A 20395-nucleotide genomic window follows, 5' to 3' on the forward strand; every position below is an offset into this window, starting at 1 on the left:
CATGACCACGTTGGCACCGACACAAGACGCTGCAATCACCGTACTAGGCGCAGGCTCTTACGGCACAGCACTGGCGATTTCACTCGCCAGAAACGGTGCCAATGTCGTGTTGTGGGGCCATGATCCCCTGCATATCGCGCAGCTCGAAACGGATCGTGCCAATCAGGCGTTTTTGCCTGATATCGCGTTTCCGGACTCATTGATCTTGTGTGCTGACTTAGCGGTGGCAGTGAATGCCAGCCGCGATTTGTTAGTTGTGGTACCCAGCCACGTCTTTGGTGATGTGTTAGGTAAGGTGAAGCCTTACCTACGTGCTGATTCTCGCGTATGTTGGGCAACCAAAGGGCTTGAGCCAGAAACAGGACGCCTTTTACAAGAGGTGGCTCGGGAGCAACTGGGCGACAACATCCCGCTTGCGGTCTTGTCGGGCCCCACCTTCGCCAAAGAGCTGGCGGCGGGTTTGCCTACCGCGATTTCGGTGGCTTCTCCGGATGCGACATTTGTGAGTGAGTTACAAGACACCATTCACTGTCAGCACAGCTTTCGCGTTTATGGCAACCACGACTTCATCGGCATGCAGCTTGGCGGTGCGGTGAAGAATGTGATTGCGATTGGCGCAGGTATCTCCGATGGGATTGGCTTTGGCGCCAATGCGCGCACCGCACTGATCACCCGAGGGCTTGCTGAAATGACACGCTTGGGGGAGGCGCTGGGTGCGTCACGCGATACCTTTATGGGTATGGCTGGGCTCGGTGACTTGGTGCTCACCTGTACCGACAACCAATCTCGAAATCGTCGCTTTGGCTTAGCGCTCGGGCAGGGCGAGGGCGTTCAAGACGCGCAAGATAAGATTGGTCAAGTGGTTGAAGGCTACCGCAACACCAAAGAAGTATGGGCGCTAGCGCAACGTGCAGGTGTGGAAATGCCGATTGTCGAGCAAATCTATCAAGTCCTTTACCAAGGTAAAGCGGCCCAGCAAGCGGCAAAAGACTTGCTCGCACGAGAGAAAAAGTCGGAATAATCGCCCAGCGAGTGCAAACTAAAACGCGCGGGGTGAGAACCGCGCGTTTTTTTTATACACTGGCAGTGGCACTGGACGTGTATACGTCCTGGTTGTAGGTCATTTTTGTAAGGACGAAGGCAGTGAATAAGGCCAGAAAAGAATGCCAGCAACACCGCGTATGGCAAGCGGTGAAAAAGGAAGCGCGCGAGCATGCTGAACGCGAGCCGATGTTGGCGAGTTTTTACCATGCCACCATTATCAAGCACGACAACCTTGCCAGTGCGTTAAGTTATATTTTGGCGAACAAGCTATCGACCCCGTCGATGCCGTCGATGGCGGTGCGAGAGGTCATCGAAGAAGTCTATGCCAATGATGCTTGCGTGACGGAGTCAGCCGCCTGCGATATTTGTGCCACAGTAGAGCGTGATCCCGCGGTGGAGCTATATTCAACGCCACTTTTATACCTAAAAGGTTTTCATGCGTTGCAAGGCTTTCGCGTCGCGAATTGGTTATGGCGTCAGGGCCGTAAGGAGCTCGCCACTTATCTTCAAAACCAAATCTCGGTGACATGCCAAGTTGATGTGCACCCTGCAGCTTGTATCGGGCGTGGCATTATGTTTGACCATGCCACCGGCATTGTGATCGGCGAAACCGCGGTGATTGAAGACGATGTCTCTATCCTACAAGACGTGACCTTGGGCGGTACTGGTAAAGAAGGTGGCGATCGCCATCCAAAAGTCCGCACAGGGGTGATGATTGGCGCAGGGGCGAAGATTTTGGGCAATATCGATATTGGCGAAGGCGCGAAAATCGGTTCCTGCTCTGTGGTACTCAACCCTGTTCCGCCCCATACCACCGTGGCCGGTGTACCGGCGAAAATTGTGGGCCGACCCAGCTCGCATATGCCGTCTTTGGATATGGACCAAGAATTCAACGGCTCGCATAAAACCTTTATCTCTGGTGATGGGATCTAATCTAGCCGATAAAAAAACGGAGCCACTGACTCCGTTTTTGTTCGCATATTGAACGAGATTAAAACAGCTTTTCTGCTACTTCGTACAAATCTTGGCGGAATGGACGCTTCATGTTTTCAATAGCGTCGATGATGTCGTGATGCACCATTTTATCGTTCTGAATACCCACACAACGGCCACCTTCACCTTGCTGGAGAAGATCGACGGCATATGCACCCATGCGGGATGCCAAAATACGGTCGAAGGCACCCGGTTGGCCGCCACGCTGGATGTGGCCCAAGATGGTTGCACGGGTCTCGCGGCCGGTTTCGGTCTCGATAAACTTCGCCAGTTCGTTTACGTCGGTCATCAATTCTGTGATAGCGACAATGGCGTGTTTCTTACCCTTGTAGATCCCTTCTTTGATTTTCGACAGCAGTTTGTCTTTATCCAAGCCAGTCTCTGGCGTAATGATGTATTCGCAGCCACCCGCAACGGATGCCATCAAGGTGAGGTCACCACAATGGCGGCCCATCACTTCGACAATCGAGATACGTTGGTGAGAGGATGAGGTATCGCGCAGACGGTCAATCGCATCGATAACGGTGTTCAAGGCGGTCATGTAACCGATGGTGTAGTCAGTACCGGCTACATCGTTGTCAATGGTGCCGGGTAGGCCGATACAAGGATAGCCCATTTCAGTAAGCTTCTTGGCGCCCATGAATGAGCCGTCGCCGCCAATTACCACCAGTGCATCAATACCGTGCATCTTGAGGTTTTGGATCGCTTGTTCACGTACTTTCTCGTCCGCGAACTCAGGGAAGCGGGCTGAGCCTAAAAACGTACCGCCGCGGTTAATCACGTCGGAAACACTGGTGCGGTTAAGACGCTCAATGCGGTTTTGGTGTAAACCGAGAAAGCCATCATAGATGCCGTAAACTTCGAGTCCTTCGGTGAGTGCGCTACGCACCACTCCACGAATCGCTGCATTCATGCCCGGCGCATCGCCGCCACTGGTCAAAACACCAATTTTTCTAACCATGGTTACCCTCTGACTTTTGGTCAATTAGTTCGCGCCGATTGCGGTAATGGCAACCTATTTGCCCCAGTGAACCCGCAACGACTGTTGCCTAGACTGTAATTTTCCTACTTCTGTAATAGTATTACAATTACTGTCGCTAAAAAGTTGATACATGTCAGCCCTGTGGGCTTTTGTTCACTGCCGATGACGAGAATTGTACGCGCTCTTTGTTCACCACGGATACGGGATCTTGGTGGATCATGATATCCGCGCCGGGAAATGCAATGAGTAATCGGTCTTCCACTTCATCGGCAATCGTATGTGCATCTACTAAGGGTAGCTCGTCATCMAGCTCWATGTGYAGTTGGATAAACKTTGTCATMCCRGCTTGGCGYGTACGCAGTTGGTGGATCCCCCGCACACCTGCAACAGAGCTTGAAAGCACGGCGATGCGTTCCTGATCATCAAGCGGAATTTGCCGGTCGAGTAAGGACTGGACTGCCTCGTAGGCCATTTTGATTGCTTGCCACAAAATAAAGCCACTGATCCCAATCGCGAACCAGGCGTCGGCTTGTGTCCATCCATACCAACTGAGGACCAGGGCAACAATGATCGCCACGTTCATCAGCAAATCTGACTGATAGTGCAGCGCATCGGCACGAATCGCGGGGCTCGCGGTTTTACGGATCACCCACTTTTGAAACAGCACCAACCCCAAAGTCACGAGCGTGGCCCCCACACTTACGGCTACCCCGAGTTCAGGGGCTGCAATGGGTACAGGCTTGAACAAACGTTCAAGCCCACTGAGCAGCAAAAACGAGGCCGAACCGACAATAAAGGTTGATTGGGCTAAGGCGGCTAATGACTCAGCCTTACCATGGCCAAAGCTGTGCTCATTGTCAGCCGGTTGCACGGCATAACGCACCACGACTAAGTTGGTTAATGAGGCGAGCAAGTCGAGTAGCGAGTCCACGAAGGAGGCGAGCACACTGACCGAGCCGGTCAGCCACCAAGCAATCAGCTTGGCGATCAGCAATAGGGTGGCGACGCAGGTTGCGGCCCAAGCAGCGGCCTCAACCCAGAAGGCATACTTTTTTGTCATACCGAGGGCAGAAGGTTAATCAAGTCTGCCCTCAGTATATATCTCATTCACAGCAAACGTATGACACGGCGCAGGTTTAACGTGAACAATCGCCTTTTTTACCGTGATGACGACGCTGCCCTTTGCCTTGTTTATCATGCTTTTTATGCATGGCGTCAAAGAACGCAGTTTGCTGCTCTGGGGTGAGCACCTGCATCATCGCGTGTTGATGACGTGCATGGGCCACGCGGCGTTCAGTATTCTGCTGTGGCTGAGCCGACAATAAATCGCGCACCGCTTGCTCATCAAAGGTGTCTTGGGTCAGTAAGGTTTTCATCTTGGCTTGAAAGTCGCCGCGTGCCTGCTGACGTTGAGTGCGGTACTCATCACGCAGTGCTTGGAGTTGAGTTTGTTGAGCCTCGGTTAACTCTAGATCACGCCACATCCCGTGGTCCATGCCATCACCAAAGTGGGGAGCGGCGAGGGTGGGCAGGGCAATGGCGGCTATTGCTAGGCCGATAGTGAAACGTTTCATTATTCTTCTCCGGTAGTGAGTGGTTACCTGTTTAGCTTACGGGCTGGGATGTAAAGTCACGTTATTCGGTGTAAAGATGGGTAAAGTCACTCATCCGCGGGCGTAGCTATGATAGAACTACGGCTAATTGATAATGGGCAGAGAGTCTGATTGCCATGCAAGAGGTTTTGATCATCGATGATGATACCGCACTGACGGATTTACTCAGTGAGCTGCTCTCACTGGAGGGATTTTCGGTGCGTTGTGCGGATAATGGCCAAGCTGGCCTTGAGATGGCGAGTGCCTCGCCCCCTGACATTATTCTGCTTGATGTGATGATGCCGGTTTTGAACGGCATGGAAACCTTGCGTCAGCTGCGCGCCACATCCAACGTCGCGATCTTGATGCTCACTGCGCGAGGAGAAGAAGTAGACCGAGTGATGGGGCTCGAGCTGGGGGCGGATGACTATTTGGCCAAACCCTTTAGCGATCGCGAACTGCTGGCGCGGATGCGGGCCATTTTGCGCCGAACGCAGGTCGTAAGCGCAGAGTCGGCACCGCCTGAAGATGAGCAGGTACTGGCCCATCATGATGTGCGAGTGTACCCGCATCGATTAGAGACGTTGTGCCAAGATAAACCCGTGGCGTTGACCGGTATGGAAACCGAAATGTTGGCCTGTTTGCTTCATCACCCCGGTGAAGTGGTAAGTAAAGCCTTATTGAGTGAGCAGGTGCTAGGAAAGCGACTAATGCCCTTTGACCGTGCAGTCGATGTGCATATTTCCAATTTGCGTAAGAAGCTGCCAGAGCGCCTTGATGGCAAACCTAGGATTAAAACTCTAAGAGGTAAGGGCTATCTATGGGTCGACTAGGTCTCTGGCGTCGCCAGCTCGCCGAGCGCTGGTCTCGGGTGCCCTTTCTCGGAAGCTTATACGGACGGGTTTTTATCATTTTCTGGCTGACGCTGCTGGCGGTGCTGGCGGCGGTTATTTGGGCACAGCGAGAGGATCCGCGTAGCTTGCATGCCATTCCCTCGCCGGAAAAAGCTCGTATCCAAGCCCAACTGGAACAATTAGTAGCAATCTCACAACAGCGTGATATTCCAATTGCGGTGATGGTTGCACGTCAGAATCAACATCGCGGTCATCGTCGCACGCCCTATAAGTTGTATTGGGTGCCTGATAGCGCGACATTAGGATCTTTGCCACGCGAATTACGCCATTTTATATCGCAAACCACCGACACTGATGCGCCGATGCAGCGCCTTTATCACCGCAATATGTTAGCCGGCCCTTTCCCCGTCACTACCGCGCGTGAAGCCGGAACCTTTTATCATGCTCGGCGTTGGCAACCCAAACTGCCGTTTGTGCTTAAAATTTTGGAAAAACCACAGCACTTATTAGTGGTGACCATGTTGGTCAGTACGCCTTTGTTGCTCTGGTTGGCATATACCTTGACGCGTCCCGCGCGGCGGTTTCAAACGGCGAGTCAGCGGGTCGCCAAGGGGCAGTTGGTGATTGACCCTACCCTTGAGCAAGGTCCCAAAGAGTTTCGCGACGCAGGTCGAGGCTTCAACCAAATGGTGACCGCGCTCAATCAGATGGTGACTGGGCAGCAACAACTGGTGTCGGATATTTCCCATGAGTTGCGCTCACCCTTGACCCGACTGCAAATGGCACGCGCCTTGGCCGCGCGTGAATTGGGCGATAGCGAAGTATTAGCGCGGATTGAACGGGAAGCGAGCCAATTGGAAGCCTTGATCAGCGAGCTACTCACCTTGTCGCGACTGCAATCGCAAGGACACCTTGAACGCGAATCCATCAGTGCTCAAGCACTCTGGCAATCGGTTGTTGACGATGCCCAATTTGAAGCGGGGCAGCAGGGTAAGCAGATCGAGGCGACTCCCTTTCCTGATGTCGCATTAACCGTCAATGTGCGCTTAGCCCGCAGTGCGCTCGACAATGTGCTGCGTAATGCGATTCGCTACGCCAATAAACATGTCTGCCTATCGGTTATGAGCGAGCAAGCGGGGTTAAATATTGAGATTCAGGACGATGGCCCCGGCGTTCCTGAGACAATGCTGACTGATATTTTCCGCCCCTTTTATCGCGTGTCTGCCGCGCGAGACCGTCAATCGGGCGGGACTGGGCTGGGGCTGGCGATTACTGCACAAGCCGTACAGCAACATGGTGGCCAAGTCAGTGCCGCGAACCATCCACAAGGTGGACTCGTGGTGCGCTTGCAATGGCCGAGTGGTTAATATTGCGCAATCTACCAACGGTTGCGACAATACCTGCCTTGCTTACTTTGGTAATGAACTCTCATGTTTGATATAGCGCTTTACGAGCCTGAAATTGCCCCCAATACGGGGAATATCATTCGTCTTTGTGCCAACTGTGGTGCGAACTTGCATTTGATTGAGCCGCTTGGCTTTGATCTGGAAGAAAAGAAAGTCCGTCGTGCGGGACTGGATTATCATGATCTTGCTCGAGTGACACGTCATAAAGACTATGCGGCGTTTGCAAACGCGATGGCGGGTCGTCGGATCTTTGCGTGTACCACCAAAGCCACCCAGTTTCACACTGAGGCGACGTTTGCGGACGGTGATGTGTTGTTGTTTGGGCCAGAAACGCGCGGCTTGCCTGATGCGTTGATCCAAGCATTACCCGACGCGCAGCGGTTGCGCATTCCCATGCAGCCAGAGGCACGTAGCCTAAACCTGTCTAATGCCGTGGCCATTATTGGCTATGAAGCGTGGCGGCAATTAGGATTTGCCGGCGCACAATAAAAAACGTCCCCAGGTTGGGGACGTTTTGTTAGATGTTTAGCGTCAGTCGCTTACGCTTTTTTCGCGTCAGCCGCTGCTTTAGCGATAGCGGCAAAGCCCACTGCGTCAAGCGCGGCACCGCCAACTAGCGCGCCGTCGATATCCGGCATCGCGAATAGCTCTGCAGCATTTCCTGCTTTTACTGAACCGCCGTACTGAATCACAACCTTGCTTGCGACGTCTTCGCTGTAAGACGCAATGTGCTTACGAATGGCCGCGTGGATTTCTTGAGCCTGTTCTGCAGTGGCTGCTTTACCAGTACCGATCGCCCAAATAGGTTCATAGGCAATGATCGCACCGTTCAGCGCTTCAACACCTTGTGATTGAATCACTGCGTCAAGCTGACGTGCACAGACAGCAAGGGTTTCGCCCGCTTCGTTTTGCGCTTCGGACTCACCGATACAAAGTACTGGCGTGAGGCCATTTTCTTTCAAGAAAGCGAATTTCTGCGCGACAAATTCGTCAGATTCTTGGTGATATTCACGACGCTCTGAGTGGCCGATAATAATATGGGTTGCACCAAAGTCTTTCAGCATCTCTGCAGAAATATCACCGGTGAATGCGCCGCTGTTGTGTGTGTCGACGTTTTGCGCACCAAGCTTAATGGCGCTGTCTGCCAGTAGTTGTTCGGCTTGAGCTAAATACATGACCGGTGGCGCAACAGCAACGTCCACACCTTCCACGCCTTTAAGTTCAGCGTTCAGGCCGTTAAGCAGTTCAGTGACCATGGCTTTGCTGCCATTGAGTTTCCAGTTACCCATTACCAATGGACGGCGCATAGGAATTCCTCCGCGGTTTAGTTGATTTGAAGTCAAAAGATGTAAAGAAGGTAGTCTATTGTAGCGCGGCCTTCTCTGTTTAAAATCATAGAATGGCGAGAATGCCTTCGTTTTTACGCGTTTTATTGGCAAAAGTGAACCGCTAAGTAGTAAATTTTCATCATTTTGTGGCACGTCTGGCCAGTGAACTGTGATGGTCTCGCTAGAGTGGTGGTGAAAAATCCGGCACCATAGCCTTTCTCAATAACAAGGAGTGAGTGATGCCGCATTTAATCATGGAATACACAGAATCGGTTTCTGAACGAGTGAACATTGATCAGGTGGTGGAGGCCTTACATCAAGCTGCCATCGCCAGTGAGGTGTTTGAGCCGGCGGCGCTAAAGTCGCGAGCCGTGCCTTGCGGCGTATGGCGGGTTGGAGAACAAGCCGACCGTGGTGATTTTATTCATGTCGAATTTCGCTTGCTCGATGGGCGAACTGTGGCGCAAAAGCAAGCCATTAGCCAAGCGCTGGTTGACGTGTTATCCCGCCATGCTAGTCACGTGAGCAGTTTGACGGTTGAAATTCGTGATATGGAAACCAAAAGCTACAGCAAGCGGGTCGCGTCAGCTGTGGTTTAACCGATGATAAAGCGGTAACGGGTGGACGTTCCACCCGAGCCGGTTTGGACGTTATTCGCCAGCGCGTGCGCTTTGTCGTGCGGCTTGGCCGACGCGAAAGTCCATGATTTCAGCGTTGTGGCTACGTAGCGATTCGGGTGATTCAAAGGCGGTGGCAAAGCGTGAGTATTGCTTTGACAGCGCTTGAAATAACATCACGTTCACGTGCAGTGGGTTTTTGCCATGTTCTATCACGCGGTTGATGTGGCTTAGCATGGCGTGGAGCTGTGGTTGCGTGGCATGTGAGGCATTGGCAATCACTTCTTCACTCATCTTGAGGCGCAAAGCTTCTAAAGCTTTTGGATCGGACTGAGCCAAAGCGGCCAGTTCATCAAAAGAAGGTAGCGTCTTCATAAGTTACTCCTTTGTACGCCGTCGGTCAGATGACCGCATTACCAAGGCGTATGAATAACTATGAGTCGGGGGCGTGGGGGGATCAAATTCAGGGTGTCTGAGCCACTTGGCGCTCTGAACGGGAAAGCAGACTGTGGCACAAACAATCCCCTGAAAAATGACCGCTTTTTAGTGCTTATTTTTAACTATAAAAATACGACGGGTTACCGTATGCACCCCAGCAAAGGGGCGCAACGACTTACCAATAGTGCTCAGTGGTAATGTTACCGGGCTTACGGCGTAGGTTTTTGCTTAATCCTTTGCCTTCCAAAATGCTCTTCACTTCTTTGACCATCGCCGGGTTCCCGCACAGCATCACTTGGCTATGGTCGGGCTGAAGCGGTAGCCCAACCACGCGTTCGAGCAAGCCATCTTCCAACGCATGGGTGATCCGTCCAGAAAGGGCGCCCGCGGTGGGCTCGCGACTCACGAACGGTTGCACGACTAACTGATCGGGGTATTTTTCTTGTAGTGCGTTGATGCGTGCTTGATAGGTCAGATCCGCCGCGAATCTTACCGCATGCACCAAGATAACCTTTCTAAACCGTGACCAAACATCCCCTTGCTCCATAATCGACAGATAAGGACCAATGGCGGTACCGGTGGCGAGCATCCACAAATGTTGGCCTTGCGGCACTTCATCCAAAGTAAAGTAGCCCGCGGGATCTTTAGTGATCATCACGGTTTCACCCGGTTCTAGCGCATGCAGTCGCGGCGACATGAGTCCATCGGCGACACGTGTGGCATAGACTTCGTGATACTTACTTTGAGGAGGGTTTACAAACGAGTAGGCGCGTTGAATGAGTTTACCGTCGATCTCCATCCCCAGTTTTGTAAACTGGCCGGCGGTAAAGGGTTCAATAGGGGCGGATAACACCAGGCTGAAGAGATCCTTCGTCCAATGTTGGTTCTCCACAACTTCAGCCTTGATCCAAGTGGCCATATTACCTCCTCACGTCTTTTCTCCGATTCGATATGTACAGCGACGTTGCCCGGACACGATGTGCTCTTCGCGCTCGATACGGTAAGCATTACCTAAAAGGCGTTGAAATAATTGTATTTCTGAACGGCAAAGCGCCGGACACGTTTTGGCTGCGTGGCAGATAGGGCAGTGATGTTCAATCAATATGTAGTCGGCGCCATCCTGTTGGAGCTCGGCCATATACCCCTCGCTCTCTCTAAGATACGCCAAGGTTTGCAATTTAGCCTCTAAATTATCGCAATCTTTTAGTGCATCTTGATATTGCGCAAGGGTTCGCGCTTCTCGTTGCGCGATCACTTTTTCGACGCCCTGCTCGCCAAACACGTCTTGGACGGAGTCAATCAAGGTGATCGACAGATCGTTATGACTGTCTGCAAAACGACTATGACCACTGGCGGTGAGCGACCAGTGGCGGGTGGGACGGCCCACTTTGGCGCGCACATCTTCGAAATCAACCAGCCCTTCTCGCTCAAGGCTCTGTAAGTGTTGGCGCACGCCCATCGTGGTCATCCCCAGCGATTGCGCGAGGGTTTTTGCGCTGACACTGCCTTCTCGTTTAAGGGTATCGAGAATGCGATCGGTAGACTTGATGGTAGTGATAGTGATTACCCCAATACGCTGCCCAGCAGCACACAACTAAATAAAGCAAAGTGTTTATAAAAGGGTAATCGAAATCAATCCACTTGACCAGTCAGGGCAGCACATTGGCTGCCCGCTGAGTTATAAGATGTGATGCTTGATGGCGTCGTCTTTGCGGCTTAAATAGTGGGTCGAGTGGATGCGGCGTATGGTACGACATTGACCGCGTACCACCAGGGTTTCTGTGGTGGCCAGATCGCCTTGGCGACTAATGCCATCTAGCAAGTCCCCCTTGGTGATCCCAGTGGCGGCAAAGACAACGTTATCGCTGCTCGCCATGTCGGACAACGTCAGTACTTGGTGGGCTTGGATCCCCATTTCTTGGCAACGGGCTAATTCTTGCTCACCAAAAGCGCGGTTCTCTGGGGTATTGTCTTTGACTTCGTGGCGAGGGAGCAAACGTCCTTGCATGTCGCCGCCTAGGGCGCGAATAACGGCGGCTGACACCACACCTTCCGGCGCACCGCCAATGCCAACCATCACATCTACTTCGCTTTCAGGCATGCAGGTAAGAATTGAGGCGGCCACGTCGCCATCGGGAAAGGCGAAAACTCGGATCCCGCGTTGCTGCATAGTGGCGATGATGGCGTCATGGCGAGGCTTTGCCAAGGTGGCGACGACCAGCGTATCTAGGGTTTTACCTAGGGCGATGGCGATATTTTCTAAGTTCTCGAGCAGGGGCTTATGCAGATCAATGGCACCTTTGGCGCCCGGTCCCACTACCAGTTTTTCCATGTACATATCCGGCGCTTTTAAAAAGCTACCTTTCTCGCCGGCGGCCAGTACCGCCAGGGCATTCGCTTGCCCCATGGCCGTCATGCGTGTGCCTTCAATCGGATCGACGGCAATATCGACCGCGTCGCCGCCCAAGCCGACTTGTTCACCGATATAGAGCATCGGCGCGTCGTCTATTTCGCCCTCGCCAATCACAATTTCACCATCAATCTCGGTGAGGTTCAGTAAGGTACGCATCACGGCAACGGCTGCACCATCCGCTGCATTTTTATCGCCACGGCCCAGCCATTTATAACCGGCAAGGGCGGCGCCTTCGGTGACACGAGAGAAAGCCAGTGCGAGATCGCGTTTCATGAGTACTCCAAGATAAAAGCCACAAAAACTGGTCAGCCCAGTGAGCGCGCGCCAGTTTACCAGAAATAGAAAACGTTTGCGTACGCCTGTGAGCAGAGGATATGTGGAAATACACGTCAGGCGGATCAGGAATAATACCAAATATGCTGGATTTTTGTGCACTTGTGCGTTGGCAAGGCGCGAGAACAGTGGCAGTCTAGCGTGCGCTCGGTACAATAACAGCGGGGTGCACAATCACGTTGCACGGGTTGCTGCTGATGTCAGTAGTAACGGGATCAATCGTCAGAAATAAGGTGGCCTTGATGTCATTGGAAGTATTAGAACAACTCGAAGCAAAAGTACAAATGGCGGTGGATACCATTTCGCTGCTGCAAATGGAAATCGAAGAGCTGAAAGAAAAGAATGACGCGCTAGAGCGTGATGCAGCCTCGGTGAAAGAAAGCCGTGAAAGCCTCGAGCAAGAAAACGCCAAACTGCGTGAAGAGCAAGAAGCGTGGCAAAACCGTATTCGTAGCTTGCTGGGCAAGATTGAGAACGTCGAATAAACAAAAACAGAGCCGATTGGCTCTGTTTTTCTATCCGCGTGAGGCGACGTATTAGTCGTCGTCTTCCTCGTCATCAACGTCGACGCTATCCATGGTGAGCGCGTCGGGTGAGAGGATCACGCCGGTCGTATCTGCATAGACATGATCGTCCGGGAGGAAAGTCACACCGCCAAAGTTGACGGGAACGTCAGTTTCCCCTGTGCCTTGTTCATCCGCGCCGACCGGAATCGATGCCAGTGCTTGAATACCGATATCAATCTCATCAATGGTGTCAACATCACGGACGCAGCCATACACAATCATACCTGCCCAATCGTTATCAGCAGCAAGCTGTGCAATTTCGCCATCAATCAACGCACGGCGCAGTGAGCCACCGCCATCAATCAACATGATCCGTTGCTGACCGTCTTGTTCAGCAAGCTCGCGGATAAGGCCATTATCCTCAAAGCATTTAACGGTTGTAATCTGGCCACCAAACGCACTGCGGCCCCCGTAAGAGCTAAACATTGGCTCCACGACATCCACTTGTTCAAGATACATGTCGCATAGTTCCGAGGTATTGTATTCCATAGTCTAACTTCTTGTTGAGGCAGAAAAAGGCTGACAACATGCGGTTGCCAACAAGGCTAGTCCAAGTATAACGGGCCGATAAGGCTTTGCAATGCAAAAGGGGACAATCTGTGCCCTGATTACACTAACAGCATACCGGTCATAAAAAGGCCATTGGTGACCAGTGCACAACGTACCATGTTTCCCATCATAGGACGCAATGCGGTGGCGCTTGCGGCTTGATACACTTCACGGCCATGGCGAATCAATAAGGGAACGCCGGCGAGAAACAACCATCCCAGCCAAGCTTGGAAGGTGAGCGCGGCAAACAGCGAATAGCAAACCACGGCGCTGGCAAGCAAAATCACATGATACTGGCGACCGCGATGTGGGCCTAACCGTACCACAAGCGTATGTTTGCCACAGGCGCGATCGTTATCAATGTCGCGTAGGTTATTGATGTTGAGCACTCCCACTGCGAGTAAGCCGCATGCGGTGGCGGGGAGGATAACTAGCGAGTCAATGTGTCCAACTTGTAAATAGTAGGTCCCAGCGACACCGAGCCAACCGAAAAACATCAACACGGAGAGATCCCCCAGCCCACGATAGCCATAGGGTTTATTGCCCACGGTGTAGGTAATGGCCGCCACAATGGCCATGACACCGAGTAGCAGAAAACTGACGATATCAGTGGGTTGTTGGCAGGCAATGGCAATTAAACTGCCACCACTGATGAGCGTGAGTAGCACGTTGAGGATGAGCGCACGCCGCATGGTAGCGATACTCACGTGTCCTGACTGAATAGCGCGCATCGGGCCTAGGCGCGCGGCGTTATCTGTCCCTTTCACCGCATCGCCATAATCATTGGCGAGGTTAGACAAGATCTGCAGTAATAACGCGGTGACCAAGGCCATGGCGCTAATCGACCAAGAAAGACGCCCTTGTGAGGCGGCGACCGCGCTGCCACATAAAATAGAGGTAATGGCAAGGGGCAAGGTCTTGGGCCGAGCGGCATCAAGCCAAATAGCCAAAGTGGATTGAGTCATACAGACACTCTCGACGAACAGACAATATCGCCATTATCGCTTAAGCGTGTAAGTGGGCAACGGGCAGGGTGGGGAAATTCGACTTCCGTTTGCGTCAGCGCAAACTTTTATGCAAAAAAGGGCAGCGTTTGCTGCCCTTGATATCGGTATGGATTAGAGAATAAAGCGGCTGAGATCTTCGTCATCCACCAACTCTTCGAGGTGGCTACGCACGTACTCGGCATCCACTGTTACGCTTTGACCGGCGCGCTCGCTGGCTTCGTACGAGACGTCTTCCATCAAACGCTCCATCAGTGTATGCAGACGACGAGCACCGATGTTTTCCGTTTTCTCGTTCACTCGCCAAGCGGCAGAGGCGAGCTCATCGATACCGCTTTCTTCAAACGCCAGATCAATCTCTTCGGTTTTCAGCAAGGCAGTATATTGCTGGGTGAGCGAGGCGTTTGGTTCAGTGAGGATACGCTTAAAGTCATGAGTTGATAGGGCTTCAAGCTCAACACGGATTGGCAGACRGCCTTGCAGCTCTGGGATCAGATCAGACGGACGTGACACTTGGAATGCGCCTGAGGCGATAAACAGGATATGATCAGTTTTGATCATGCCGTGTTTGGTCGAGACCGTACTGCCTTCCACTAACGGCAATAGATCACGTTGCACCCCTTCGCGCGATACGTCACCGCCGCTGGTGTTACCGGATTTACAAATCTTATCGATTTCATCAATAAAGACGATGCCATTGTTTTCCACCGCATGAATGGCTTGCTCTTTGATGTCATCATGATTGACCAGCTTGGCTGCTTCCTCTTCGGTCAACACCTTCATCGCGTCTTTGATTTTCATCTTGCGCTTTTTGGTGGTGTTGCCTGCCAAGTTTTGGAACATGCCTTGTAGCTGGTTGGTCATTTCTTCCATGCCGGGAGGCGACATAATCTCAACGCCCATTTGTGGAGCGGCAACGTCGACTTCTACTTCTTTATCGTCAAGTTTGCCTTCACGCAGCTTTTTGCGGAAGTTTTGACGGGTTGAAGAGTCTTCCTGACTGGCTTCATTTTGCCCCCAAGCGTCACGGGCTGGTGGCAGCAAGATATCGAGAATACGCTCTTCCGCTTGCTCTTCAGCACGGAATTTCACTTTCTCCATCGCTTGCTGTTGGGTCATGTTCATCGCCACATCCGCGAGATCGCGAATAATGGTTTCCACCTCTTTACCCACATAACCGACTTCGGTGAACTTGGTCGCTTCGACTTTTATGAAAGGCGCATTGGCAAGGCGCGCCAGACGGCGAGCAATCTCGGTTTTACCCACACCCGTCGGGCCAATCATAAGGATGTTTTTCGGCGTGACTTCCGCACGCAGATCTTCTGGCAGCTGCATACGGCGCCAGCGGTTACGCAGTGCGATCGCCACCGCACGTTTGGCTTTATCTTGGCCGATAATATGGCGGTCAAGCTCATGCACAATTTCGCGTGGAGTCATTTCAGACATGACAAATCCTGTTATTTACTCTCGAGTTCTTCGATGGTGTGATGCTGGTTGGTGAACACACAAATATCACCAGCGATCGCGAGGGCTTTTTCGGCAATTTCTCGGGCGCCTAGCTCTGTATTTTCGAGCATGGCGACAGCGGCGGCTTGCGCAAAGTTGCCACCCGAGCCAATCGCAATGAGATCACGCTCAGGCTCGACCACATCGCCGTTACCAGTGATGATCAGTGACGCGGTTTCATCCGCCACCGCCAACAAGGCTTCGAGCCGGCGTAGGGCGCGATCGGTACGCCATTCTTTGGCGAGTTCAACCGCCGCTTTGGTGAGATGGCCTTGATGCAATTCGAGCTTGCGTTCAAAGCGCTCAAATAGGGTGAAGGCATCCGCCGTACCGCCAGCAAAACCAGCTAATACTTGGCCGTTATATAAACGGCGAACTTTGCGTGCATTGCCTTTCATGACAGTGTTACCAAGGGAGACTTGGCCATCGCCAGCAATGACCACTTTACCTTCGCGGCGAACGGAGACGATTGTAGTCACGGGAACCTCTTTGTTTGTTTCTGGTGCACCAGATGGGTGATTACCTTAAGAGTTTGGGCCGCGGACGAGGGTTTTCAAGGGGAGTGGTAATATTTCCTCGCGCTGTCTTGCCACCGATGCCTTACCGGTCCGACTAAAAAACGGACCGGTAGAGCAGGACAAACGGATTATTCCCAATACCAGATGGCGCAGGGTTCGATACCCGCACGACGTAGCATGTTGCGATCTCGCTCAGCTTGGCGTTTACGTGGGTAAGGGCCGAGCACCACACGGTACCAAGCGCCTTTTTCGCCTTGGCTGACTTTGATTTGGCTTTCAAGGCCTTGAAACGCAATCATCGCTTTACGCTCACTGGCTTGTTCGCGGCTGCGGTACGCGCCACATTGCATCAGGTAAGGACGGGTTGATTGAGGAATTTCTTTCGCTTCAACCTCCACCTTTTTGCTTTCCAGCTCTTCGATGTAGCTCCATTTTTCTTTGGGCTTTTCAGGCAAGGTGCTTTTCGGCTGAGGCTTCGCCGGCGCAGTGGGTTGCTGAGGTTGCGCTGGCGCCGGCGTATCGGTTTGGCTCAAAAGGTATAAACCATAGCCAAACGCGCCCACGAGCGCGATCGCAAGCAGTGCCCATTTGAGTGGGAAACCTTTACGAGCCGGTGGTTGGCGACGGGAGTTTTTTTTGCGTGGCGCTTTGCCACGTTTGACGTAATCACGAGTTGCCACAGCAAATAATCAAATCAAGAAGCCAGTAAAGCGCTCATGTTACTGGCTTCAACCCGTGCTGACTAGTCTTACTATCGAGACGGGGGCGCGACACTCTCACGGATCACCAATTTGGCATCCAGTAAGCGAGAGCCGGCGTTCACATCTCGTCCGCGTAAGATACTGAGTAACATCAGCATTGCTTGACGACCAATGTCATAGCGAGGCTGTGATACCGTGGTAAGCGGTGGATCACAGTACTCAGCGAATTGAATGTCATCAAAGCCGACAATAGAAATATCTTGCGGCACACGCATGCCCAAGCGTTTTGCCTGCTGCATGGCACCCACTGCCATCACATCACAATGACAGAATACGGCGGTGGGGGGCTCAGGCAGGGATAACAGGCTTGTCATGGCGCGAGCTCCAGATGCAAAACTGAAATCCCCAGTCACACTGTAGGCGGGGTTAACCGTGATCCCAGCTCGGCGCAGTGCTTGCTGGTAGCCTTGGGTGCGGAACTGTGTCAGTGCCGTATGGGTTGCGCCGGTAATGTTGGCAATACGGGTATGCCCCACTTGGGTCAGGTAGTTGACTGCCTCGAATGCTGCGGTGAGGTTATCGATATGCACGGTGGGCAACTCGAGCTCTGGCGCATATTCACAGGCCATCACCAAAGGGGGAAGATTCTTTTGCTCTGGCTTGCTGACATCAAATGGGACATCCGTGCCCAAGAGCAGCATGCCGTCGGCTTGCTTGGTAAAGACTAAATTCACAAAGGAGTTTTCACGGTTTTGCTGCTGGGCGCTGTCGCCAAGCAAGACCAAGTAGCCGTGTTCCATCGCCGCTTCTTCGATACCGCGAATGATCTCACTAAAGTAGGGATCGCAGATATCCGGAATGATCGCGACAATGGTCTTAGACTCATTGCGGCGAAGATTGCGCGCGAGTGAATTGGGGGAGTAGCCAGCTTCAACCACGGCCTGTTCGACCTTCTTACGCGTGGATGCAGACACCTTTTCAGGGTTCATCAGTGCGCGTGAGACCGTGGCAGTAGATACACCGGCAATGTGGGCAACGTCCTTCATTGTCGCCATAATGACAGTCCTCTTGTTGTCTGAGTTAGTCAGATCAGTAAGTTATTCACTCCTCTGACCTGTCTAGGATGCGTCAATTTGCGAAGGTATTCTACCTAGGCTTGGCCCATATAAATACGAACAAGCTAACACTTATTGCAAAGAAATCGTGATATACGTCGCTTTAATGCAAGGGAATGTTAAGAAAGGTCTTGCGGCTCAACATCTAATGACCATCTAACTTTGCGTGACAAGGGCAATTGTTGGATGACGGGCAAGGCAACGGTGAGCCATTGTTGCATCACTTTTCGTGACGGTGCCTGGATCAGCAGTTGCCAGCGATAACGCCCTGCGCGTCGCGCCATCGGCGCAGGCATCGGCCCCATAATGTGTACCTCATCATATTGAATGGGTGAGGCGGCCAAGGTTTGTCGGACTTGCTGTAAAAATTGCTGCACGCTGTTGTCCTCATGCCCTTCGGCACGAAACAGGCTTAAGAAGGTATAAGGGGGCAGCCACGCTTGGCGACGTTCTGCCAATGCAGAGTCAGCAAACGCCTGATAACCCTTGTGGATCAGCGCTTGAATGAGACTGTGCTCAGGGTGGTGGGTTTGCAAAATCACCGTACCGGGTTTGCTGGCGCGGCCAGCTCGCCCGGCGACTTGTACCATCAACTGCGCGAGACGCTCTGGGGCACGGAAGTCATTACTGAACAAGGCGCCATCCACATCGACAAGCGCCACTAAGGTGACATTGGGAAAGTGGTGACCCTTCGCAAGCATTTGGGTGCCGAGTAGGATTTGATACTCACCTTTTTCGATGCCGGCGAGATAGCTCTCTAGGCTGCCTTTGCGTCGGGTATTGTCGCGATCGATACGGACCGTATTGTAGTCGGGAAACAGTTCGCCCAGCTGGGCTTCGAGTTGCTCGGTCCCCACGCCCACACTGATCAGCTGTGTCGAACCACAATCCCCACATTGGGGCGGCACGCGTTTTTGATGCCCGCAATGGTGGCAGCGTAACTCTTGATGCTGTTGGTGGAGGGTGTAGTAGGCATCACAGCGTTGACAACTGGCGAGCCAGCCACATTCGTGACACATCATTGCAGGCGCATAACCACGGCGGTTTAAAAACAACATCACCTGATTTCCCTGCTGAAGATGCTGACGCATTTCGGCAATTAAGGGCGCCGATAAGCCCGCCTCAAGATGGTGGCCTTTGATGTCGAGCACCCCTTGGCGGGCGGTGACTGCATTGCCCGGACGTTGGGTTAAGCGTAAGTATTGGTATTTTCCCGTTTGTGCATTGTGTAGCGTTTCCAACGACGGTGTTGCCGAACCGAGCACTACAGGTATCTTTTCCTCATGACCGCGCATTACCGCCAGATCGCGTGCATGGTAGCGAAAGCTGTCTTGCTGCTTATATGAGGGGTCGTGCTCTTCATCAATAATGATGATGCCAAGGTTCGCCATCGGGGTGAAAAGTGCTGAGCGTGTTCCAATCACAATTGCGGCTTGATTGTCGCGAGCTGCCAGCCATGCGCTAAGTCGCTCTGTATCATTGAGCCCCGAATGCATCACGGTAACCGGGACGTTAAAGCGGCGTTCGAATCGGCGGATGGTCTGTGGGGTGAGGCCAATTTCGGGCACCAATATTAACGCCTGCTCGCCACGCGCTAAAACCGGCTCTAAGACGTTTAAATACACTTCGGTTTTGCCCGAGCCGGTAATACCTTCTAAAAGCACACAGGCAAAGCCATCGCTGGCGTTGATGGTGGCAACGGCCATGGCTTGTTCATGGTTCAGTGAGGGCTTGTCTTCACTGATGGCAAAATGCCGTGCCCAAGCTTTGCCTTCAAGCGGCGGGGTGTAAGGCGCGATCCAGCCTTTGTCCACCAAGGTATTAATCACAGCGGGGGTAATGTCTTGCTCCACGAGGTCGGCATGCGGGGTAGGGCCGTGAGTGAGCAGGGTTAACACACGCGCTTGCTTTGGCGCGCGGGTAAGCCCGGTCACCGGTTGATTCTGTCCGGCTTCGGTCAATTGCCACCATTTTTGCTGCTTGAGCGCTGCGGGTCGACCTTTGCGCAGTAGCGTCGGCATCACGGCGCCCATCGCATCGCCAAGTGGATGATGATAAAAGCGACTTGCCCATTGCAACAGGTGATAGACGGCGGGAGTCCAAAGTGGCGCGTCATCCAATACCTCAGTGATCGCCTTGACTTGATGGGCGGCAACACTAGGAGTGGTGGTGATGGCAGTGACAATGCCGACCTTATGCTGGCGACCAAAAGGCACCTTCACACGTGCTCCCACCACAGGGACGTGTTCGGTGATCCGGTAATCAAAAGTTTTCGCCAGCGGGACCGGTAAGGCCACTTGTGCAAACTGTTCCATCACAACATCTTATCGGCTAACAAGACGCTCAGTGTAACGGCTTGACCCAGGTAGGCAAAGCCTTGTTGTTGGATACGAGGTGATGGGCGACTGCACAAAAAAGTTGCGAAATCGAGGTCGC

At 52.8% G+C, this 20395-nt stretch carries 22 protein-coding genes; 7 read left to right on the top strand and 15 right to left on the bottom strand.

Annotated elements, in window-relative coordinates; all coding sequences use genetic code 11:
• Window position 1 precedes the first annotated feature (1 nt).
• The gene (gene gpsA, locus BZJ18_RS01635; RefSeq protein WP_077455085.1) at window positions 2-1021 is read left to right on the top strand and encodes an NAD(P)H-dependent glycerol-3-phosphate dehydrogenase; all 1020 of its coding nucleotides are present in this window, start codon (window positions 2-4) and stop codon (window positions 1019-1021) included.
• Between the two features lie 122 nt (window positions 1022-1143).
• On the top strand, window positions 1144-1977 hold the full coding sequence (gene cysE, locus BZJ18_RS01640; RefSeq protein WP_069590864.1) for a serine O-acetyltransferase: 834 nt from the start codon (window positions 1144-1146) through the stop codon (window positions 1975-1977).
• Between the two features lie 58 nt (window positions 1978-2035).
• On the opposite strand, the gene pfkA is transcribed toward cysE, so the two are convergent.
• From pfkA to BZJ18_RS01655, 3 genes are all read right to left on the bottom strand, one after another.
• Window positions 2036-2998, bottom strand: coding sequence for a 6-phosphofructokinase (gene pfkA, locus BZJ18_RS01645; protein ID WP_069590862.1), 963 nt, complete (start codon window positions 2996-2998; stop codon window positions 2036-2038).
• A gap of 154 nt (window positions 2999-3152) precedes the next feature.
• On the bottom strand, window positions 3153-4079 hold the full coding sequence (gene fieF, locus BZJ18_RS01650) for a CDF family cation-efflux transporter FieF (protein WP_077455086.1): 927 nt from the start codon (window positions 4077-4079) through the stop codon (window positions 3153-3155).
• Window positions 4080-4155: 76 nt separating this feature from the next.
• Window positions 4156-4593 carry a Spy/CpxP family protein refolding chaperone gene (locus BZJ18_RS01655; protein WP_077455087.1) on the bottom strand — a complete coding sequence of 146 codons (438 nt, stop codon included), beginning with the start codon at window positions 4591-4593 and terminating at the stop codon, window positions 4156-4158.
• Between the two features lie 155 nt (window positions 4594-4748).
• Here BZJ18_RS01655 and BZJ18_RS01660 point away from each other — a divergent pair, with 155 nt between their 5' ends.
• From BZJ18_RS01660 to BZJ18_RS01670, 3 genes are all read left to right on the top strand, one after another.
• A complete protein-coding gene (locus BZJ18_RS01660; RefSeq protein ID WP_077455088.1) occupies window positions 4749-5444 on the top strand; it encodes a response regulator in 696 nt (231 codons plus the stop codon).
• Window positions 5432-6832, top strand: a complete 1401-nt coding sequence (cpxA, locus tag BZJ18_RS01665; RefSeq protein ID WP_077455089.1) for an envelope stress sensor histidine kinase CpxA — start codon at window positions 5432-5434, stop codon at window positions 6830-6832. Before BZJ18_RS01660 ends, cpxA begins: the two co-directional genes overlap by 13 nt.
• Window positions 6833-6895: 63 nt before the next feature.
• Window positions 6896-7360 carry a tRNA (cytidine(34)-2'-O)-methyltransferase gene (locus BZJ18_RS01670; protein WP_077455090.1) on the top strand — a complete coding sequence of 155 codons (465 nt, stop codon included), beginning with the start codon at window positions 6896-6898 and terminating at the stop codon, window positions 7358-7360.
• Between the two features lie 50 nt (window positions 7361-7410).
• Here the strand turns inward: BZJ18_RS01670 and tpiA are convergent, their stop codons facing one another.
• Window positions 7411-8178: a triose-phosphate isomerase gene (gene tpiA, locus BZJ18_RS01675; RefSeq protein WP_077455091.1), complete on the bottom strand. Its 768-nt coding sequence runs from the start codon at window positions 8176-8178 to the stop codon at window positions 7411-7413.
• A 260-nt stretch (window positions 8179-8438) separates the two neighbouring features.
• On the opposite strand from tpiA, the gene BZJ18_RS01680 reads away from it, so the two are divergent.
• Complete coding sequence (locus BZJ18_RS01680) at window positions 8439-8798, top strand: 5-carboxymethyl-2-hydroxymuconate Delta-isomerase (RefSeq protein ID WP_069590851.1); 360 nt, start codon at window positions 8439-8441, stop codon at window positions 8796-8798.
• 51 nt (window positions 8799-8849) lie between these two features.
• Here the strand turns inward: BZJ18_RS01680 and BZJ18_RS01685 are convergent, their stop codons facing one another.
• From BZJ18_RS01685 to glpX, 4 genes are all read right to left on the bottom strand, one after another.
• A complete protein-coding gene (locus tag BZJ18_RS01685; RefSeq protein WP_077455092.1) occupies window positions 8850-9191 on the bottom strand; it encodes a DUF3135 domain-containing protein in 342 nt (113 codons plus the stop codon).
• Between the two features lie 238 nt (window positions 9192-9429).
• Window positions 9430-10173, bottom strand: a complete 744-nt coding sequence (locus BZJ18_RS01690) for a ferredoxin--NADP reductase (RefSeq protein WP_069590846.1) — start codon at window positions 10171-10173, stop codon at window positions 9430-9432.
• A gap of 9 nt (window positions 10174-10182) precedes the next feature.
• On the bottom strand, window positions 10183-10803 hold the full coding sequence (locus BZJ18_RS01695; protein WP_077455151.1) for a helix-turn-helix transcriptional regulator: 621 nt from the start codon (window positions 10801-10803) through the stop codon (window positions 10183-10185).
• Between the two features lie 129 nt (window positions 10804-10932).
• On the bottom strand, window positions 10933-11940 hold the full coding sequence (glpX, locus tag BZJ18_RS01700; protein ID WP_077455093.1) for a class II fructose-bisphosphatase: 1008 nt from the start codon (window positions 11938-11940) through the stop codon (window positions 10933-10935).
• A 302-nt stretch (window positions 11941-12242) separates the two neighbouring features.
• Between glpX and zapB the strand changes: the two genes are divergently transcribed.
• A complete protein-coding gene (gene zapB, locus BZJ18_RS01705; protein ID WP_069590841.1) occupies window positions 12243-12485 on the top strand; it encodes a cell division protein ZapB in 243 nt (80 codons plus the stop codon).
• Window positions 12486-12536: 51 nt separating this feature from the next.
• On the opposite strand, the gene rraA is transcribed toward zapB, so the two are convergent.
• From rraA to priA, 7 genes are all read right to left on the bottom strand, one after another.
• Complete coding sequence (rraA, locus tag BZJ18_RS01710; RefSeq protein ID WP_069590839.1) at window positions 12537-13055, bottom strand: ribonuclease E activity regulator RraA; 519 nt, start codon at window positions 13053-13055, stop codon at window positions 12537-12539.
• Between the two features lie 119 nt (window positions 13056-13174).
• Window positions 13175-14080 carry a 1,4-dihydroxy-2-naphthoate polyprenyltransferase gene (locus BZJ18_RS01715; protein WP_069590837.1) on the bottom strand — a complete coding sequence of 302 codons (906 nt, stop codon included), beginning with the start codon at window positions 14078-14080 and terminating at the stop codon, window positions 13175-13177.
• Between the two features lie 153 nt (window positions 14081-14233).
• A complete protein-coding gene (gene hslU, locus BZJ18_RS01720; protein WP_077455094.1) occupies window positions 14234-15565 on the bottom strand; it encodes an HslU--HslV peptidase ATPase subunit in 1332 nt (443 codons plus the stop codon).
• Window positions 15566-15576: 11 nt separating this feature from the next.
• Window positions 15577-16104 carry an ATP-dependent protease subunit HslV gene (gene hslV, locus BZJ18_RS01725; RefSeq protein WP_069590834.1) on the bottom strand — a complete coding sequence of 176 codons (528 nt, stop codon included), beginning with the start codon at window positions 16102-16104 and terminating at the stop codon, window positions 15577-15579.
• A 167-nt stretch (window positions 16105-16271) separates the two neighbouring features.
• On the bottom strand, window positions 16272-16823 hold the full coding sequence (locus BZJ18_RS01730) for an SPOR domain-containing protein (protein ID WP_077455095.1): 552 nt from the start codon (window positions 16821-16823) through the stop codon (window positions 16272-16274).
• 71 nt (window positions 16824-16894) lie between these two features.
• Window positions 16895-17932 carry a DNA-binding transcriptional regulator CytR gene (cytR, locus tag BZJ18_RS01735; RefSeq protein WP_256369730.1) on the bottom strand — a complete coding sequence of 346 codons (1038 nt, stop codon included), beginning with the start codon at window positions 17930-17932 and terminating at the stop codon, window positions 16895-16897.
• 146 nt (window positions 17933-18078) lie between these two features.
• Window positions 18079-20277 carry a primosomal protein N' gene (gene priA / locus BZJ18_RS01740; RefSeq protein WP_077455096.1) on the bottom strand — a complete coding sequence of 733 codons (2199 nt, stop codon included), beginning with the start codon at window positions 20275-20277 and terminating at the stop codon, window positions 18079-18081.
• Window positions 20278-20395: the final 118 nt, after the last annotated feature.

Source organism: Salinivibrio sp. IB872, assembly GCF_001995345.1.
Lineage (GTDB): Bacteria > Pseudomonadota > Gammaproteobacteria > Enterobacterales > Vibrionaceae > Salinivibrio > Salinivibrio proteolyticus.

Excerpts from the sequence above, each read along its gene's own strand:
- tpiA (WP_077455091.1), bottom strand. The coding sequence starts at position 8,178 with ATGCGCCGTCCATTGGTAATGGGTAACTGGAAACTCAATGGCAGCAAA.
- BZJ18_RS01685 (WP_077455092.1), bottom strand. The coding sequence starts at position 9,191 with ATGAAGACGCTACCTTCTTTTGATGAACTGGCCGCTTTGGCTCAGTCC.
- BZJ18_RS01660 (WP_077455088.1), top strand. The coding sequence starts at position 4,749 with ATGCAAGAGGTTTTGATCATCGATGATGATACCGCACTGACGGATTTA.
- BZJ18_RS01655 (WP_077455087.1), bottom strand. The coding sequence starts at position 4,593 with ATGAAACGTTTCACTATCGGCCTAGCAATAGCCGCCATTGCCCTGCCC.
- glpX (WP_077455093.1), bottom strand. The coding sequence starts at position 11,940 with ATGAAACGCGATCTCGCACTGGCTTTCTCTCGTGTCACCGAAGGCGCC.
- BZJ18_RS01690 (WP_069590846.1), bottom strand. The coding sequence starts at position 10,173 with ATGGCCACTTGGATCAAGGCTGAAGTTGTGGAGAACCAACATTGGACG.
- BZJ18_RS01670 (WP_077455090.1), top strand. The coding sequence starts at position 6,896 with ATGTTTGATATAGCGCTTTACGAGCCTGAAATTGCCCCCAATACGGGG.
- rraA (WP_069590839.1), bottom strand. The coding sequence starts at position 13,055 with ATGGAATACAATACCTCGGAACTATGCGACATGTATCTTGAACAAGTG.
- BZJ18_RS01715 (WP_069590837.1), bottom strand. The coding sequence starts at position 14,080 with ATGACTCAATCCACTTTGGCTATTTGGCTTGATGCCGCTCGGCCCAAG.
- pfkA (WP_069590862.1), bottom strand. The coding sequence starts at position 2,998 with ATGGTTAGAAAAATTGGTGTTTTGACCAGTGGCGGCGATGCGCCGGGC.
- zapB (WP_069590841.1), top strand. The coding sequence starts at position 12,243 with ATGTCATTGGAAGTATTAGAACAACTCGAAGCAAAAGTACAAATGGCG.
- gpsA (WP_077455085.1), top strand. The coding sequence starts at position 2 with ATGACCACGTTGGCACCGACACAAGACGCTGCAATCACCGTACTAGGC.
- cpxA (WP_077455089.1), top strand. The coding sequence starts at position 5,432 with ATGGGTCGACTAGGTCTCTGGCGTCGCCAGCTCGCCGAGCGCTGGTCT.
- BZJ18_RS01680 (WP_069590851.1), top strand. The coding sequence starts at position 8,439 with ATGCCGCATTTAATCATGGAATACACAGAATCGGTTTCTGAACGAGTG.